13 protein-coding genes and 1 pseudogene are annotated in these 16,955 nt (G+C 64.1%); 8 read left to right on the top strand and 6 right to left on the bottom strand.

Translation table 11 applies throughout. The features are described 5' to 3' along the window. Nucleotides 1-96 precede the first annotated feature (96 nt). Both IVA88_RS02335 and IVA88_RS02330 read right to left on the bottom strand, forming a co-directional pair. A pseudogene (locus IVA88_RS02335) lies at nt 97-2,704 on the bottom strand (CHAT domain-containing tetratricopeptide repeat protein). Nucleotides 2,705-2,779: 75 nt separating this feature from the next. Further along, nucleotides 2,780-3,529: a DUF2470 domain-containing protein gene (locus tag IVA88_RS02330; protein WP_247495689.1), complete on the bottom strand. Its 750-nt coding sequence runs from the start codon at nt 3,527-3,529 to the stop codon at nt 2,780-2,782. A gap of 242 nt (nt 3,530-3,771) precedes the next feature. On the opposite strand from IVA88_RS02330, the gene IVA88_RS02325 reads away from it, so the two are divergent. From IVA88_RS02325 to IVA88_RS02305, 5 genes are all read left to right on the top strand, one after another. After that, the gene (locus tag IVA88_RS02325) at nt 3,772-4,473 is read left to right on the top strand and encodes a response regulator transcription factor (RefSeq protein WP_008542552.1); all 702 of its coding nucleotides are present in this window, start codon (nt 3,772-3,774) and stop codon (nt 4,471-4,473) included. A gap of 116 nt (nt 4,474-4,589) precedes the next feature. Then, complete coding sequence (locus tag IVA88_RS02320; protein ID WP_247495688.1) at nt 4,590-6,395, top strand: sensor histidine kinase; 1,806 nt, start codon at nt 4,590-4,592, stop codon at nt 6,393-6,395. After that, nucleotides 6,392-6,916, top strand: a complete 525-nt coding sequence (locus IVA88_RS02315) for an HPr kinase/phosphatase C-terminal domain-containing protein (protein ID WP_247495687.1) — start codon at nt 6,392-6,394, stop codon at nt 6,914-6,916. The genes IVA88_RS02320 and IVA88_RS02315 overlap by 4 nt, the downstream gene beginning before the upstream one ends. Before the next feature lie 132 nt (nt 6,917-7,048). Further along, a complete protein-coding gene (locus tag IVA88_RS02310; RefSeq protein WP_007597752.1) occupies nt 7,049-7,450 on the top strand; it encodes a PTS sugar transporter subunit IIA in 402 nt (133 codons plus the stop codon). After that, complete coding sequence (locus IVA88_RS02305) at nt 7,447-7,764, top strand: HPr family phosphocarrier protein (protein WP_007604995.1); 318 nt, start codon at nt 7,447-7,449, stop codon at nt 7,762-7,764. Before IVA88_RS02310 ends, IVA88_RS02305 begins: the two co-directional genes overlap by 4 nt. A gap of 15 nt (nt 7,765-7,779) precedes the next feature. On the opposite strand, the gene IVA88_RS02300 is transcribed toward IVA88_RS02305, so the two are convergent. Then, a complete protein-coding gene (locus IVA88_RS02300; RefSeq protein WP_247495686.1) occupies nt 7,780-9,405 on the bottom strand; it encodes a glycosyltransferase family 39 protein in 1,626 nt (541 codons plus the stop codon). 114 nt (nt 9,406-9,519) lie between these two features. Between IVA88_RS02300 and lepA the strand changes: the two genes are divergently transcribed. Continuing rightward, complete coding sequence (gene lepA, locus IVA88_RS02295) at nt 9,520-11,331, top strand: translation elongation factor 4 (RefSeq protein ID WP_247495685.1); 1,812 nt, start codon at nt 9,520-9,522, stop codon at nt 11,329-11,331. A 363-nt stretch (nt 11,332-11,694) separates the two neighbouring features. On the opposite strand, the gene IVA88_RS02290 is transcribed toward lepA, so the two are convergent. After that, a complete protein-coding gene (locus IVA88_RS02290; RefSeq protein ID WP_247495684.1) occupies nt 11,695-12,072 on the bottom strand; it encodes a nuclear transport factor 2 family protein in 378 nt (125 codons plus the stop codon). Between the two features lie 127 nt (nt 12,073-12,199). Then, complete coding sequence (locus IVA88_RS02285) at nt 12,200-12,934, bottom strand: SDR family oxidoreductase (protein ID WP_247495683.1); 735 nt, start codon at nt 12,932-12,934, stop codon at nt 12,200-12,202. Nucleotides 12,935-13,045: 111 nt separating this feature from the next. Here IVA88_RS02285 and IVA88_RS02280 point away from each other — a divergent pair, with 111 nt between their 5' ends. Next, nucleotides 13,046-14,002, top strand: coding sequence for a LysR family transcriptional regulator (locus IVA88_RS02280; RefSeq protein ID WP_247495708.1), 957 nt, complete (start codon nt 13,046-13,048; stop codon nt 14,000-14,002). A gap of 85 nt (nt 14,003-14,087) precedes the next feature. Here IVA88_RS02280 and IVA88_RS02275 read toward each other — a convergent pair whose 3' ends face one another. Next, entirely contained in the window at nt 14,088-15,488 is a 1,401-nt protein-coding gene (locus IVA88_RS02275; protein ID WP_247495682.1) for a TAXI family TRAP transporter solute-binding subunit, read from the bottom strand. A gap of 259 nt (nt 15,489-15,747) precedes the next feature. Here IVA88_RS02275 and IVA88_RS02270 point away from each other — a divergent pair, with 259 nt between their 5' ends. After that, nucleotides 15,748-16,908: an acyl-CoA dehydrogenase family protein gene (locus IVA88_RS02270; RefSeq protein WP_247495681.1), complete on the top strand. Its 1,161-nt coding sequence runs from the start codon at nt 15,748-15,750 to the stop codon at nt 16,906-16,908. Nucleotides 16,909-16,955 lie beyond the last annotated feature (47 nt).

Here is a 16,955-nt window from a genome sequence, read left to right as displayed (position 1 = left end):
AGGCGCATCAAAAAATCGCCAATGATCGCGCAACCAAATGCGCGTTTCCCAAGGTTATTGCGACGCACAATGCCACGGACAAATCCCAAGGCCGCCCTATCGTACCTCGCCTTCGCCGATGAGCGCGAACGGCCCCCACATCGCGGGATAGGCGTTGCGCGGTAACGAGGTGTCATCAACATACATTAACATCGCGCGGCGCAGGGCTTCGGCACGACCGATTTTTGGATCGTTTTTGAGCAGCTCGAAAGTCGATGTGGTCAACCGCGTGGCAGCTTCCGAATCCACTGCCCAATGCGAGACCAGGAGCGCGCGGGCGCCGGCGTAGAAGAACGCGCGCGCCAGTCCCGACAGGGCTTCGGCGCCGGGCTTGTCGCCTGCGATGGTGTTGCAGGCCGACAGCACAACCCAATCCGCATTGAGCTTGAGCTGGGCGACTTCACTGGCGGTGAGCAGACCGTCGTCGAGCTCCGTGGGCTGATCGGGAATCGAGAGCGCGAGCGAGGGCTCACCCAGTCCCTTGATGTCGCCGGCAACGAGGCCATGGGTTGCAAAGTAGATGATGCCGTATTGAGCAAGCGCTGCACGCTTGAGCGTCGTTTCGCTGGCGTCGCGGCCGAGATGGATATCGGCCGCGGCCGCGCCGACATCCCTGGCCACCGCGTTCAATTCGTCCGCCGTATCCGGCAGCTGCGGCAGCGCCTGCGCAAGCCGCGCGCGATCGACCCCGGCACCGCGCCAGAAGTCGGTATAGGCGATGGTCGCGATACTGCGCGTGGCGACCTTGCCATTCGCGGCGCGCCGCTCGGCGGGCGCCTCCAATGCAGGATTGAACACGGGATCGCCAAAGCCGGTCATCGGCTTCACGCCTTGATCCCTCCGCGCGAAGGCGCGCAGCGATTTCAGGCTGACTACCGAGGGCAGCACCGAGACGGCCTGACGCCGCAGCAACCAGGCAGCACCACGATAGCCTTGAGCGTGTCCGGGATCGCAGCCTGCGGCTTCTCCGTGACGAGCAGATGAAACGGCAATGCGGTCAGCGCAGCCGACGGCACCACCAGCAGGTTGCGCTTGTCCTTTGTCAACGCCTCGACCGGACCGAGCAGCGCGACATGGAGTTCGTTGGCGAGCGCGAGATCGAACAATCCGGATTTGCCGGATGCATCGCGCCCCTTGCCGACGTCAAGTCCTTTGCGGAATGCAGTGACCTTTTGCGTCAGCGCATCGGCGCCGAGTGAAATCGCCTTCCAGTCGACGCCCTCGCGCGTGATGGCGACGACATAGCTCTGCTTGTCGACGACGGAGTAGAGCACCATCGCTTCGTCGGCCGACAGCAGCAGCTGGATGTCCTTGACCGTCAACGGCAGGGGATTGGAGAGCGACGAATAGTCGGGATATTCGACCGCGAGCGTCTTCTGCAAGCCCGCGCGCTCGTTCGCAATCGTTGCGATCCGCGCCCGGCTGCGCTGCTCGGCTGCCAGATCGCGCTGGCCGGATTGCTTCGACACCGCGGTGACGATCGCCTTGTCGAGCGCCTCGGACTCGGCCGCGAGATCCTGGTCCCGGCGCACCAGCTCGGCGAGCCGGTCGCTGCCGGCGGCAAGCCGCACCGCGAGCTTGTTCACGGCGGATGCGGCCGAGGATTGCGTGCCGCGCTGGATCGCGGCGAGGGCCTCGTCCAGCGCCTTGTCGCCGGGCAGCAGATCTTGTTGACGGGCGGCGAACAGCACCGGCAACACGACGCGCAACTGCGCGCGATCGCCCCGAAGCGTCTTTTCCGCGAATGGCAATGCGTCCGCGGTGCGCCCGGACACGTAGAGGAAATAAGCGAGATTGCTAGTCGAGGTGGCGACCTCGGGATGGTCGGGCCCGAGCGCATTTTCGCGAATGACCAGCGCGCGGCGATAGAGCGGCTCGGCGTCGCCATAGCGCTGCTGGTGCTCGTAGAGGCCGGCGAGGTTATTGAGAGAGCGGGCGACGTCGGGATGATCCGGTCCCAGCACCTTCTCGCGGATCGCGAGCGAGCGCTTGATCGGCGGATCCGCGTCCGCATCGCGGTTGAGATCGCGATAGACCTGGCCGAGATTGTTCAGGACGGTGGCCACAGCCGGATGCTCGGGCCCGCCGGCCTTCTGGTAGATCGCGAGCGCCCGCTGAAACAGCGGCTCGGCGTCCGCATAGTGCTGCTGTTTCACGTAAAGCGTGGCGAGATTGTTGAGGGACTGGCCGACATCGGGATGGTCGCGCGACAGTCCCTTCTCGCGAACGGCGAGCGCGCGCTTGAACAGCGGTTCGGCCTCGGCATAGCGGCCCTGCCGCTGGTAGAGCGCGGCGAGATTGGTCAGTTCGGCGCCGATCAACGGGGTTTCGAGACCGAGCGATTTTTCCATCAGCACGATGGCGCGCTTGTAGAGCGGCTCGGCCAGATCGTCTTGGCCCTGACCGGCATGAACCTGGCCAAGGTTGTTCAGCGCGGCGGCGAGTTCGCGACCGGTGTCGCTCTTCTCCAGGCTGGCGACCATGCCTTGCGCCAAGGGCAATGCTTCCGAATATCTGCCGGCGCCCATGAGCGCGTTGATCCGCGCGCTCTCCGCGGCGAAACCTTTTGAGCAGGGCTGGTCTGGGCAAAGCCAGGCGTGGCAGGCGATGCGATGATCGCGAGCGCCAAGCCCGCAACCAGCGTCAGTCTCTTCGGTCCTGCCATGACACTCTCGCCGCCGCCTTCTGACCGGTTACGGTACCGATTACGGTCTTGGGTCGCGGCGATTGGCAGCAGCGTTCAATTTGTTGCGCTTTGGTCCATCTTGGCGCGCGCTTCGCCGGCGAGGCGGACCAGCATCTTGCGCAGCGCCGTGCCATCAGCCACCCGCTCCGGGAAGTCCAGCCGCAGCGCGGTCTGGCCGTCCTGCATGTCGAGGCCCTCCGGATCGCAACCGGTGCAGCGCCAGTCGCCCTCGGCGGCGCCGAGCAATTTCGTGGCATAGAGGCCCATGGCGTCGCGGTGGTCGGCATTCATGTGCTCGACCGCCCCCTCCTCCGCCGCCAGCAAATCCTCGGCACCGGCGAGGTCCGTGAGGAATTGCTCCGGCTTGAGATCGACGATCCGGCCGAAGCCGGCGACCAGATGGGTTCCGGTGGGCCGGATCCGGAAGAAGGAGAAATCTTTAAAGGAAACAAAGGCTTCCGCTGAAGGATGAGCATTGAGATACCGCCGCTGGAGCAGATCCTTGTCGGCATCGACTTGCTCGGCATGGCCGGACAGCATGATCCGGGCGCCTTCCAGCGGATCGCCTGCCGCCCGCTCGTCCAGCATCAGGGACACGCGGCTGTCGGCCAGGATGTTCCTGGTGTGCACGGCCAATCCCGAGATCAGCAGGATCGGAGAGCCATCCGGATGGCTGGCCAGATTGACCAGGGAGCAATAGGGATCGCCGCTGCCGGCCATCAACGTCGCCAAGGCGCCCTGCCGTGACCGCCGCAGCAACGATTTGGCGAGCTTTCCGGGGTCGAACTCGGGGGTCGGTTGCATCGGCTTTCTCGGGTCAGGTGGTTGCATGAAGGGCCTTTTTTCGGGTAAACCGGGGCCCGGTTATGGGTCGAGATGCGGCGAATCTGCCGTGTTTCATGGAACTTGGTCACACTTCAGCCTAGCTTGCATTGCTCGGTGACAAGGTTCGAATGCCAACATCGGCACCCATGTATGCGGCGCATCAGTGGATTGCTCGCCGTTTTCAAGCCACGACCCAAACGGAAAGCAGAAAGCAGAGGCTCATGCCCACAATCGCTTTGGTCGACGACGACCGCAACATTCTCACATCCGTCTCGATCGCGCTGGAGGCCGAAGGCTACCGCATCATGACCTACACCGACGGCGCCTCCGCGCTCGACGGTTTCCGCACCACCCAGCCCGATCTTGCCATCCTCGACATCAAGATGCCGCGCATGGACGGCATGGAGACGCTGCGCCGTCTCAGGCAGAAATCCGACCTGCCGGTGATCTTCCTGACCTCCAAGGACGAAGAGATCGACGAGCTGTTCGGCCTCAAGATGGGCGCCGACGACTTCATCCGCAAACCGTTCTCGCAGCGCCTGCTGGTCGAACGCGTCAAGGCCGTGCTGCGCCGTTCGGCGCCGAAGGACCCGACCGTCGCGCCAAAGGAGAACGACGCCAAGGCGCTCGACCGCGGCCTGCTGCGCATGGATCCCGAACGGCACACCTGCACCTGGAAGAACGAGCCGGTGACGCTGACCGTCACCGAATTTCTGATCCTGCAGGCGCTCGCCACCCGGCCCGGCGTGGTCAAGAGCCGCAACGCGCTGATGGACGCCGCCTATGACGATCAGGTCTATGTCGACGACCGCACCATCGACAGCCACATCAAGCGGCTGCGCAAGAAGTTCAAGGTGGTCGACAACGAGTTCGAAATGATCGAGACGCTCTACGGCGTCGGCTACCGCTTCAAGGAAGCCTGAGGCGCACGCGCCTCCACGAAAGACCGAGAGCATCGCCGGTTCTGATTCCATCGGGACCGGGGTGGCTCTAGGATGCGGGGACCTTCGCACGAGCTGTCCTAACGCGGGCGTGAGCATTGCTTGACCGAACGCAGCCTGACGAGAACCAGAACGCCGAGGACGTCACCGCCCACGGCGCTCCGGATCAATTGGCCGAGGACAAACCGGCCGGGCAACGTTGGCGGCCGCTGAGCTGGCTCAAGCGCGCCGGGCAGTTCTTCTTCGCGCTGTCCTTCTCGAGCCTGACCCGCCGCATCGTCTCGCTCAATCTCGCCGGCCTCGTCGCGCTGGTGGCGAGCATCCTTTATCTGTCGCAATTCCGCGCCGGTCTGATCGACGCGCGCGCGCAGAGCCTGCTGGTGCAGGCGGAGATCATCGCCGGCGCGATCGCGGCCTCCGCGACGGTGCAGACCAACGCCATCACCATCGATCCCGACCGGTTGCTCGACCTCAAGCCGGGCGAGACCTATGGCGGGTCGGACGAGTATTCGCCGCTGGATTTTCCGATCAATCCGGAGCGCGTGGCACCGGTGCTGCGCACGCTGATCTCGCCGACCAAGACGCGCGCCCGCATCTACGACCCGAACGGCAGCCTGCTGGTCGACAGCCGCAGCCTCGAGACCGTGGTGCGATTCCCCCTGCCGTCGCCCTCCGCCGAGAAGCCGGGCATCGTCGAACGTGGCATGGTCGCGGTCCGCACCTGGCTGAACCGCGGCGACCTGCCGCTCTATCGCGAGCTCGGACCCGAGAACGGCAACGGCTATGCGGAGGTCGGCGACGCGCTCCAGGGCCAGAAGCGCTCGATGGTGCGGGTCAATGCGCGCGGCGAGGTGATCGTCTCGGTCGCGGTCCCCGTGCTGCGCTCGCGCGCCATCCACGGCGCGCTGATGCTGTCGACGCAGGGCGACGACATCGACCAGATGGTCACCGCCGAGCGCCTGGCGATCCTGAAGGTCGGCGGCGTCGCGGCCGCCGTCATGATCATGCTGTCGCTGCTGCTCGCCAGCACGATCGCGGGTCCGGTCCGCCGGCTCGCCGACAGCGCCGAGCTTATCCGCCGCCGCATCAAGACCCGCGTCGAGATTCCCGATTTCACCCGTCGTCGCGACGAGATCGGCCATCTCTCCGGTGCGCTGCGCGACATGACCAGCGCACTCTACAGCCGCATCGAAGCCATCGAGATGTTCGCCGCCGACGTCGCGCATGAATTGAAGAACCCGCTGACGTCTTTGCGCTCAGCGGTCGAGACATTGCCGCTGGCGCGCAACGAGAACAGCCGCGCACGTCTGCTCGAAGTGATCGAGCATGACGTCAAGCGGCTCGACCGGCTGATCTCGGACATCTCCGATGCCAGCCGTCTCGATGCCGAATTGCAGCGCCAGGATGCGATCCCGGTCAACCTGCGCCGCCTGCTGACGACGCTCGTCTCCGTCGCCAACGAAACCAAGCTCGGCCACGACGTCGCGGTCGAAACGCGTTTCGAGGGCCGCAGCCCGACCGACAGTTTCGCCGTGACCGGCCATGATTCGCGGCTCGGGCAGGTGGTCTCCAACCTGCTCTCGAACGCACAGTCCTTCTCCGAGCCCGGCAACATGGTACGCCTCACCTGCCGCCGCGTGCGCGGCGAGATCGAGATCGTGGTCGACGACGACGGCCCCGGAATCCGCGACGACGCGCTGGAACGCATCTTCGAGCGCTTCTACACCGACCGACCTCATCAGGGCTTTGGCCAGAACTCGGGCCTCGGCCTGTCGATCTCCAAGCAGATCGTCGACGCGCATGGCGGACGCATCTGGGCGGAGAACCGCCCTGGCCCGGCGGACGAGGACGGAGCGCCGAGCGTTGTCGGGGCTCGCTTCGTGGTGAGGCTGCCGGCGCTATGAGCGACGGCGGCCCCAGCATTCACGCCTCGGCGGTCAAGGTTGGAGATCTGGCGGTGCTGATCCGCGGGCCCTCGGGCTCCGGCAAGTCGCGCCTTGCCTTCGATTTGATCATGGCGGGACGTAGCGGCGTGCTCGAAAGGGCCGTTCTGGTCGGGGATGACCGTGTCCATCTGGCGACACTCGGCCGCGAAATTGAGGTCCGCCCCGCTCCGGTATTGGCCGGCCTGATCGAGATCCGGGGGCTGGGAATCCGCCGCTGCGACTTCGTGGAGCATGCGACCGTCGGCCTCGTGGTCGATCTCGACGCCGCGGACGCCGAGCGGCTGCCGCCGCCCGAATCGCTGAAAACGGGCATTTTAGGTGTCGAAATACCGCGAATCCCGATCGGCCGCGACTATTCGCCCCTCCCTCTGGTTGTTGCGGCCTTGACCACTACCAAGAGTTCATCTTCCGTTAACCCTGCGGGCGATTGTTTGAAGGGAAATGGTAACCATATGAACCCCACTATCGCGACCGAATAGACCGGCGCAGCTCCCCTCATCCATCCGTCTAGATCAGGGAGATACGCAACATCCCCTCTTGCGCGGGGGCTCTGGATGGTCAAAGTGGCGCGTTCGTGCGGTGCACCAAAAGCGCCCGCGAGGAGTTTTCCGATGATTGGTCTAGTACTTGTGACCCACGGGCGCCTTGCCGACGAATTCAAGGCAGCGCTTGAACATGTCATGGGCCCACAAAAGCAAATCGAAGCGATCACGATCGGCGCCGAAGATGATTCCGATCTCTGTCGAAGCGACATCATCGAGGCGGTTAACCGCGTCGATTCCGGCGACGGTGTCGCGATCCTCACCGACATGTTCGGCGGCACGCCGTCCAACCTGGCAATATCCTGCATGAGCCGGCCGAAGGTCGAGGTGCTCGCGGGCATCAACCTTCCCATGCTGGTGAAGCTCGCCAAGGTGCGTGAGGAGCGTCCGCTACCCGACGCGATTGCGATGGCCCAGGAAGCCGGCCGCAAATACGTCACCATCGCCAGCCGCGTACTCGCCGGCAAATGAGCGACGAGGCGCCGCAAGCCGGGACGGGCGTGCCCGCGGGCGCCATCTCCAAGGACCTCCTGATCATCAACAAGCGCGGCCTGCACGCGCGGGCCTCCGCGAAATTCGTCCAGGCCGTCGAGCGCTTCAGCGCGCAGGTCTGGGTGACGCGCGGCGGCGAAACCGTCGGCGGCACCTCGATCATGGGCCTGATGATGCTTGCCGCAGGACCCGGCACGACCATCACGGTCGCGGCTGCCGGCGATGACGCCGAAGCCGCGCTCGCGGCGATCACCGAGCTCGTTGAAAGCAAATTCAACGAGGAAGGGATTTAGGCGGCGTCGCCGCGATCACTTCCCCGGCGGCGCGATGTAGATGTTCCAGCTCATCGACGGACCGGCCTTGCCGTGGGTGAATCGGCGCGTCGTCATCACGATGCGCTCGGCGTTCGGCGCAACCTCGGACACCCATTTCTCGAACGCCGGCAGGCGGCCGTCGGCCGGATCGAACACGCCGATGAAGCCGTATCTCTTGACGTCATCGGGCGAGGTCAGCCCGGAATCCCAGGCTTCGAGCGGCGTGAATGCGGCCGGGTGATCCGGGCTGTAGAACACCATCGGCTGGATTGATTCCATGGTGCCCGCCACGACCGCCCAGCGCGAGGCGAAGCGCGCGTGCCAGGCCTGCGTCAGCTCGCGCGCGAGATCCGAGCGTGCGCCATAGGTCGCCGTGTTGCCGGCATTGGCCGCCATCTCGCGCGCGGCGATCCAGGGCGAGGCGGCGAGCGTGGCGACGCTGAGCACGAGCCAGATCGCGGCGATGTTGAACAGCGCAGCGCTCTGCACCCGCAACGCCGGAATCGCAACCAGCGCCAAGGGCGCCAGGAAGAACAGCGAGATGCCCCAATCGGTCTTCATGTAGATGCTGAAAGCCAGCGCGCCGAGCGCGGGGCCGAATGCGACGATGATCTGAATGATCCAGACGTTGCGCGCCTGCGAAAGATTCACGCCGGGATTCGCGCCGCGCGCCCAGGCCCGCGTGATGATGCGCAAGGGCGCGCGCAAGAGTAGCCTGAACCAGTGCGGCACCAGCGCCATCGCCAGCGCGGCCAGGGCCACCGGTAGCGCCAGCAGCGCGATATTATGCAGGGCATAGCCAGCCACGAGCTGATGCACCTGGCCGCTATCCTCGAGGCTGTAGGTGTCGCCCGCATAGGTCAGCGGCACGAAATGCGCGTCCGCCAGCCAGACGATGTGCGGGATCATCGCCACCACCATCGTCGCGACCGCAATCCACGGCGCCGGTGACGACAGGAATTTCATCCGCTCCGGATGGATCAGGGCGGCAAGCCCGATGGCGCCGATCATGGTCAGCACCCAGTATTTGGTCATCAGCGCTAGCGCGCCGGCAAGTCCGAGCCAGACACCGGATTGCCAGCTCCGCTTCTCGAATGCATTGAGATAAGCCAGCACGAGGAGCGGCAAGGTGACGAGCTGGAGCAGGTCGGGATTGTACTTGAAACCCTTGAAATTGAAGATCGGGTAGAGCGCGACCATCACCACGACCAGGAACGCGCGCCGCGCATCCACGACGCGCAGCGCGATGAGCCAGCAGATCACCATGCCGACACTGACGGTCGTCATCGCCAGCGCATAGGTCGCCCAGTCCGTCGGCGGCAGTGCCATGAACCAGAGGCCGGCGACCCAGCCCGACAGCGGCGGGTGCTTGCCATAGCCCCAGAGGAATTTCTGCCCCCAGCCCCAGGCTTCTGCGACGTCCATGTGAACGTCCTGTGCGGCCTTCAGATTGATCAGGATAAAGGTCCAGAGCACCGCATGCAGGATGGCAAGCTGGATCACCCGCCAGAGGCGCGCCTCCGGCCGGGTCGCGCTGGCAACCAGCCAGGCCCGAAAGCGGGCATAGCTCACCCGGGTCTTCGCGCGCGCTCGGGCAGACGGGATCGAGGTCGTGGACATAGGCCGTTGCGTAGCGCGTTTTAAGCCTTGGTGGAATCAGCTTGGCGTGAACAAAGGCCCTGAAAATACAGCAATATGGTTGCCGCACGGGGATGTGAGTGGTATCCCGCGCCCATGACGACCGTCCCCATTTCGAACATCCGCAATTTCTCCATCGTCGCCCATATCGACCATGGCAAATCGACGCTGGCCGACCGCCTGATCCAGATGACCGGCGGCCTCACGGACCGCGAGATGGCGGGCAAGGAGCAGGTGCTCGATTCGATGGACATCGAGCGCGAGCGCGGCATCACCATCAAGGCGCAGACGGTGCGGCTCGCCTATCGCGCCAAGGACGGCCAGGATTACATCTTCAACCTGATGGACACGCCCGGCCATGTCGACTTCGCTTACGAAGTCTCGCGGTCGCTGGCGGCCTGCGAGGGTTCCCTGCTGGTTGTCGACGCCAGCCAGGGCGTCGAAGCGCAGACGCTCGCCAACGTCTACCACGCGCTCGATGCGGGTCATGAGATCGTACCTGTCCTGAACAAGGTGGACCTGCCCGCGGCCGAGCCCGAGAAGATAAGGCAGCAGATCGAGGACGTCATCGGCATCGACGCGTCAGACGCCGTGATGATCTCGGCCAAGACCGGCCTCGGCGTGCCCGATGTGCTGGAAGCCATCGTCACCCGCCTGCCGCCGCCGAAGGGTGATCGCCAGGCCACATTGAAAGCGCTGCTGGTCGACAGCTGGTACGATGTCTATCTCGGCGTCGTCGTGCTGATCCGCGTCGTCGACGGCGTGATGAAGAAGAATAGCCGCATCCGCATGATGGGCACGGGCGCGGCCTATGACGTCGAGCGCGTCGGCTTCTTCACGCCGAAGATGACGCAGGTCGACGAGCTCGGCCCCGGCGAGATCGGCTTCATCACCGCGGCGATCAAGGAAGTCGCCGACACCCGCGTCGGCGACACCATCACCGACGACAGGAAGCCGGTGACCGAGATGCTGCCGGGCTTCAAGCCGGCCATTCCCGTGGTGTTCTGCGGCCTGTTCCCCGCCGACGCCGATGATTTCGAGACCTTGCGCGCGGCGATGGGCAAGCTGCGCCTGAACGATGCCAGCTTCTCCTACGAGATGGAGACGTCGGCCGCACTCGGCTTCGGCTTCCGCTGCGGCTTCCTCGGGCTGTTGCATCTGGAGATCATCCAGGAACGTCTGTCGCGCGAATTCGATCTCAATCTGATCGCGACCGCGCCGAGCGTGATCTACAAGATGAGCCTCACCGACGGGCAGGAAATCTCCATTCACAATCCCGTCGACATGCCGGACGTGGTCAAGATCGCGGAGATCCAGGAGCCCTGGATCGAGGCCACGATCCTCACGCCGGACGAATATCTCGGCAGCGTGCTGAAGCTGTGCCAGGACCGCCGCGGCGTGCAGAAAGAGCTGACCTATGTCGGCTCCCGCGCGATGGTGAAATACGATCTGCCGCTCAACGAGGTCGTGTTCGACTTCTACGACCGCCTGAAGTCGGTCTCGAAGGGCTACGCCTCGTTCGACTACCACCTCACCGACTACAAGCCGGCGGATCTGGTCAAGATGCAGATCCTGGTCAACAACGAGCCGGTCGACGCGCTCTCGATGCTGGTCCACCGCACCCGCGCCGAAGGCCGCGGCCGCGCCATGGTCGAGAAGATGAAGGAGCTGATCCCCCCGCACATGTTCCAGATCCCGATCCAGGCGGCGATCGGCGGCAAGGTGATCGCGCGCGAGACCGTGCGCGCCCTGCGCAAGGATGTCACCGCAAAATGCTACGGCGGCGACATCACGCGTAAGCGCAAACTTCTGGAGAAGCAGAAGGAAGGCAAGAAGAAGATGCGGCAGTTCGGCAAGGTCGACATCCCGCAGGAAGCCTTCATTGCCGCGCTGAAGGTGGATAGCTGAACGCAAGCCTGCCTGAAGCGTGACGGGACAGGTCCGGCTCGGGACCTTCAGGGGCGGATAATAAAAAAGCTCGAAAACAACCCCATGCACAGTAGCCGACCCATTGTTGGCATTAGGCTTTTTTCGAACTTCCGATTTTGCGAAACTCTGTTTGACTCGTCGGGCAAAACAGGGGCTGATGCCATCATCGCAAGCCGTGGGATTGGCGAGCTGTCTTGCGCAGGCCTGCGATGTGGCGCTTTCAATTCTGCGGCCCGTGCACCTGATCGTTCCAGCTTCTTGAACCGTGCGCGCAAAGGTCGTCGCGCTGGGCCGCGACGACCTAATGGACCAATCCAACACTTCGCGAGCGCCCGATTACCTTCATCCAGCTGGTGGATTCAACATCACCCACAAGCGCGAGATTCTGCCGTCTTCCACCTCGGCAACGTCGGCGCCGGTGACCGCGATCGGGCCGTCCTTCGGACCGGCTGTCCAGGTGAGATGGCCTATTCCGTGATGCCCGACCGCTACGCCTTGGGGAACGAAGGTGAAGGTGGGACCGAATTGCTCCAACAGCGCTCCTGCAACGCGTGATATCTCTGCGCGGCCCCTTATAATGTTCGCAGGTTCGTACATCACCGGATTCTCAACGAATAGCTCAGCGATCGCATCGTTTCGCTTGCTTCCGTCGCGCTCATTGAACACCCGCTCCAGGTTCGAGCGGAGCAAGTGGTCGAACTCGAATTCGTTGGCATTCATCTCTTGTTTCCTCTTTGCGGCGAGTCCGAGCCGACTCCGTCAGCATGTTCTCATGAAGGCATCGCCTCGCCCTCGCGCCTGTGACGTCGATTTTGACGCCACACGCCATACTCCATGCTCCAAATAATCAGACGAGACGGGCACCGCCATCGATGTGAAGCGTCTCGCCGTTCATGAAGCGATTGCTCATCAGGAAGACCACTGCGTTGCCCGCTTCCTGCGCCGTGCCGAGACGGTGCAGCGGCAGCTTGTCTTCGAGAGCCGCCACATAAGCGTCGCGGCCGTCGCCGAGCGTGCGCGCGAGCAGAGGCGTATCGATCGTTCCAGGCGACAACGTGTTCACGCGGAGCGGGGCCAACTCCAGGACAAGGCCACGGGCGAAGGCTTCCATAGCCGCCGAGGCGGCGGCGAGCACGGCGGTGCCGTATGCGTTTGGTCGATCCGCCAAAGCTCCGGAAATGAAAGTGACCGATCCATCGGCGGCCATTCGGCTTCCGAGGCTGCGCAGGGCATGAACGGCCGCCCAGATGCGCTCATCGAAAGCGCGTCGCAAATAATCGACGTCTGTCGCAAGTACCTTGCCCGCGACGAAGCTGCCGGCAAGCAGAACGAGATGATCGACATGGGGGATATCGGCCAGTGCGGCGGCGATCGTTTCGGGTTTGGTCACATCGGCGGAGCGCCAACCAGCGAACCCGTTCTCGGCGGCAATCCGCTCAGCTCCCGCGGCACCGAGCCCGATAATTATGACCTTGGCACCGGCAGCGTGGGCCTGTTGGGCGGCGGCAAGGCCAATTCCCGAGGTGCCACCGAAGATGACGACGCTGCGATCCCTAAGCGAGCTGGAGGCAAAATCGGTCATGGGAGGCAGTCCTTTCACGGGGCAGCGCCCAACGCGCGGCCGATGAAACGCAACTTAGATGCATCGGTTCTGCTTGATAATCCGGCTCATTATCCGCTCTATTATGCCGCCATGGAACAAATCAGCCTTGACCGACTGACCGGCCTGATCGCCTTCGCCCGCTCTGGCTCCCTTGGCAGCTATACCGCCGCCGCTCGCGCTCTCGGCGTCTCGCCTTCCGCTGTCAGCAAGAGCGTTCAAAGGCTGGAGCAGCGTCTTGGCCTCCGCCTGTTCAGCCGAACCACCCGCTCGCTCACCTTGACCTCGGAAGGCCGCGATCTCCACGAGCGGACACTGCGGCTTCTGCGGGAAGCGGATGCGATCGAACAGGCGGCAGCTGCGGCGCGGTCCGAACCCGCCGGTGTCTTGAGGATTGCAGCGCCTTTGCCGATCGGCACCCACATTCTCGCCGCGGCCTTGCCGCGCTTTCGCAGTCGCTATCCAAAACTTGCGATCGACTTGCGGCTCGGCGACCACTTCGTCGATCTTATCGAAGAGGGGATCGATGTGGCGATCCGCGTCGGCGAGCTTGCCGATTCCCGGCTCATCTCACGGCAACTCGCGCCTCACCGCATCTGCGCTTTCGCGTCTCCGGACTATCTGGCCCGGCGCGGAACGCCCCTTACCCCGGACGAACTGGTCAACCATGACTGCGTAAACTTTCGCTTCCAGAGCTCGGGGCAGATTTTCCGGTGGCCCTTTATCGTCGGCGACCGCTCGATCGAGCTCATTCCCGATGCCACGATCATCACCGATGTCAGCGATGCCGTCGCCATGATCATTGCGTCCGGTGGCGGCATCGGCATCACGCCCACCTATGTCGCGGCCCCCTACGTGCGGCGAAAGGAGCTCGTGCCGGTGCTGCAGAATTTCGCCGTTCCGAGGACTCACATCACCGCATTGTGGCCGGAAAGCAGACGCGGCAATCCCAACGTGACGAGCTTCACCAAGTTCTTGTCCGAGGTCTTCACATCGCGACCTTCATGGGACGACGTGGTCGCCGAAGCCGGTCAGGATGTCGAGAGATGAAGCTTGCAATCGCGCCAACCCGCTTGGGACGAGCTACCCCGCCCGAAGCTGTGGAGCGAAGCTAGGATGCAAAAGCCGGTATCGCCTAGCGGCGCGCGGCGAGCACGTTCGAGGGAGCCGTTTGCAAACCTGAGCGCCTCTCGACGAGGGCATGATCGAATAATTCGAGCACCAGGCCGAAGGCTGCCAGTTCCTCCTCCTCGATGGCGCCGTCATCGTAGCATTTGAGCGTTTCCTCGATGATGGAGTCGACCTCCTGCTGCATGGCCAGCAGCTCGTGGTCGAACTCCGCGGTGCGCACCTTAGAAACCAGGGCCAGAATTCTGTTGCGATGGCTGGTGTTCTCGTCCCTCTCATCCCGGTTTAGATATTGACGCAGCCAGGCGCCGGCCGAACCAATGCCGGAGAGAAGCAGAAGCGCACACCAGAAATAGTCGCCGTATCGGTCGAGGAAGGTTCGTTCAGTCCCGTCGATCACGGCGGCCGCTCCCCGGTGGACCGGCAGCTCGGCTTCTTTCTCGGTGTCCGGCTTGGTGATTTGCGCAGCGCCAGGCACTTGCCTGGCGATGGCCTGCCGGAGCGCGAATTGCTGGCGGTAAAACGCCGCCACCGTCGTTTCGGACAAGGCTTTCCGTGCGACGATCAAATGACTGACACTGACGGTCTCGACCTTGTCATCCGGCCAGGCTGGACTCGCATTGAAAATGCTTGGGGGAATTTCCTCCGATTCATAACGCGGGTGCTTCAGGGCGATGGCTTCCGACGCGTCGATCGCGAGGAATTTCGGCTCGCCACGCGTCCGGGCGGTCGCGGCGACCGCGTCGGCGGTTATCTTGCTGTCGAGCGGACCGACCGCCATGTAGGCGTCGAGGGTCGCATCGCGCGCCAGTTCGTCGATTTGCCCCGTGCCGAACTGGGCAACCGTGACCTTGTCCGGCGCCACGCCGGCGGCGCTCAGGATCACCTTCAGCAACACGGCGTTCGCCGCAGTCGCACCGATCACCCCCACCTTGCGGCCTTCGAGATCGGCGATCTCCTTGATCTTCGGCGCAGGCTTGCGTTTGGAGCCCTTGCCCGCGAGTCCCGAAGAAGACCACAGCACGACGAAGTTCTTGCGCAAGATGACGACTGTTTGCGCGTCCGCCGGCATCTCCAGATCGCCGCGACCGACCGCGAGATCGGCCTTGCCGGCACCGAGCAGAGCGAGAGCTTCGGCCGCCCCGGCAGTCGCGATGGGAGACAGCCTCACGGTCCTGCTCTCGTTGGCAAAGGCCTCGGTCATCGCCTCGATCACCTTGTGATCGTTGCTTCCCGGCGGTCCGACGGCAATCCGGAGAGTTATCGGCCGCAGCGCATAATACAGCGTGCCCGCAGCGGCTGCGAAAACGAGAAATCCAATGGCCAAGATCAGCAGTAGGGTCTTGCCCCTTCTCCGACCCCGGCGGGCTGCGTCAGCACGTTTCGTTTGGTCATCAGGCGAGGACATTTGCCGCTGCCGGTCGGAGGCCTAAATCGCTGCCTAGCTTGGAAGACTATCATGTTCTTCTGGAAGACGATAACTTCCGGAAGGCCGGACTTGTTTCTTGGGCCGGCGCGAGCTTCCGGGAGCTTGCGCCATCATCTCTGGATTCCGCGCTTCGCGTTTGGCGATCCCGAATGACGGTCGCACCAGCTTGATCCTCACCGCCAAATAGACCACCATCGCGTCTCTTACCGCTCACGACAGAAGGGGCGAGGAAACGCGCATGAACGCAACTCCCGGAGTTGGCCTCGTCGAACGTGCCCGCGCACTTGCGCCGCTCATTGCAAGCGAGGCTGACGAGATCGAGCGGACGCGGCGGCTGACGCCGGCGGTCGTCGCCGCGCTGATCGAGAACGGGCTCTACCGCGCGCTGCTGCCGCAAAGCCTCGGCGGCGCAGAGGCCGCGCCCGAAGCCTTCATGCAGATGCTGGAGGAGATCGCGAAAGCGGATGCCTCCACCGCCTGGTGTCTCGGCCAGTGTACGGTCTGCGCGATGATCGCTGCTTCGCTCGAGCGCGACACCGCGCAGGAGATCTTCAATACGGCGCCCGGCATCCTCGCCTGGGGCGCGATCGCGCATGAGGCGCGGGCGGTCGAGGGCGGCTATCGCGTCACCGCGCGCTGGGATTTCGCCTCGGGCTCGCGGCAGGCGAGCTGGCTGGGGGCGCATGTCCGCATCGTCGGGACCGACGGCTCGCCGCGCAAGAATGCCGACGGGTCGGTGGAGGTGCGCACCATTTTGTTTCCTGCGACGAGTGCCGTGCTGCACGACGTCTGGCAGGCGATCGGGCTCGCCGGCACCGGTACGGACTCATACGAGGTGAGCGACCTGTTCATCCCCGAGCGCTTCACGGCGTTTCGTGACGTGCCGTCCGCGCTGCGCGAGAAAGGCCCGCTCTACAGGATCGGCACCGGTTCGACCTTCAGCCTCGGCTTTGCGGCGATCTCGCTCGGCGTCGCGCGTGCCTCGCTGAATGCTGCGATCGCGCTTTCGCGCGCAAAACACCAATCGCTTGCGGCAAGCGCCATGCGCGACAACCAGGCGGTTCAGGGCCTGATCGGCCGCACCGAGGGCGATCTGCGCGCTGCGCGCGCCTATCTCTATGTCACGGCGAATGCGATGTGGCGCGACCTCACCACGACTGGTGAACTCGGCGCAGCGCATCGCACCGCGGTTCGCCTCGCCGCAACCTGGACCATCCAGCAATCGGCAAAAGTGGTCGACACCGCCTATCACATGGCGGGTGCGACCGCGGTGTTCCGCAGCAACCCCTTCGAGCGCCGGTTTCGCGACATGCACGCCATCACCCAGCAGATCCAGGCGCGCGACACGCATTACGAGGATGTTGGCAAGGCGATCCTTGCGAGTGGCCCATCCGTTTGAGACAACAATGTGTGGCGGCCTCACCGCCCCAGCCCCGAGGAGTGTTC

The organism is Bradyrhizobium sp. 149 (assembly GCF_023073915.1).
Classification (GTDB): domain Bacteria; phylum Pseudomonadota; class Alphaproteobacteria; order Rhizobiales; family Xanthobacteraceae; genus Bradyrhizobium.
The sequence above is the reverse complement of the archived record's forward strand: the minus strand, read 5'-3'. Positions and strand labels throughout refer to the sequence as shown.

Bases quoted from the DNA above. Each gene is read 5' to 3' on its own strand.
- IVA88_RS02330 (WP_247495689.1), bottom strand. From the start codon at position 3,529: ATGCAACCGACCCCCGAGTTCGACCCCGGAAAGCTCGCCAAATCGTTG.
- IVA88_RS02325 (WP_008542552.1), top strand. From the start codon at position 3,772: ATGCCCACAATCGCTTTGGTCGACGACGACCGCAACATTCTCACATCC.
- IVA88_RS02315 (WP_247495687.1), top strand. From the start codon at position 6,392: ATGAGCGACGGCGGCCCCAGCATTCACGCCTCGGCGGTCAAGGTTGGA.
- IVA88_RS02310 (WP_007597752.1), top strand. From the start codon at position 7,049: ATGATTGGTCTAGTACTTGTGACCCACGGGCGCCTTGCCGACGAATTC.
- IVA88_RS02305 (WP_007604995.1), top strand. From the start codon at position 7,447: ATGAGCGACGAGGCGCCGCAAGCCGGGACGGGCGTGCCCGCGGGCGCC.
- IVA88_RS02300 (WP_247495686.1), bottom strand. From the start codon at position 9,405: ATGTCCACGACCTCGATCCCGTCTGCCCGAGCGCGCGCGAAGACCCGG.
- lepA (WP_247495685.1), top strand. From the start codon at position 9,520: ATGACGACCGTCCCCATTTCGAACATCCGCAATTTCTCCATCGTCGCC.
- IVA88_RS02290 (WP_247495684.1), bottom strand. From the start codon at position 12,072: ATGAATGCCAACGAATTCGAGTTCGACCACTTGCTCCGCTCGAACCTG.
- IVA88_RS02285 (WP_247495683.1), bottom strand. From the start codon at position 12,934: ATGACCGATTTTGCCTCCAGCTCGCTTAGGGATCGCAGCGTCGTCATC.
- IVA88_RS02280 (WP_247495708.1), top strand. From the start codon at position 13,046: ATGGAACAAATCAGCCTTGACCGACTGACCGGCCTGATCGCCTTCGCC.
- IVA88_RS02275 (WP_247495682.1), bottom strand. From the start codon at position 15,488: ATGTCCTCGCCTGATGACCAAACGAAACGTGCTGACGCAGCCCGCCGG.
- IVA88_RS02270 (WP_247495681.1), top strand. From the start codon at position 15,748: ATGAACGCAACTCCCGGAGTTGGCCTCGTCGAACGTGCCCGCGCACTT.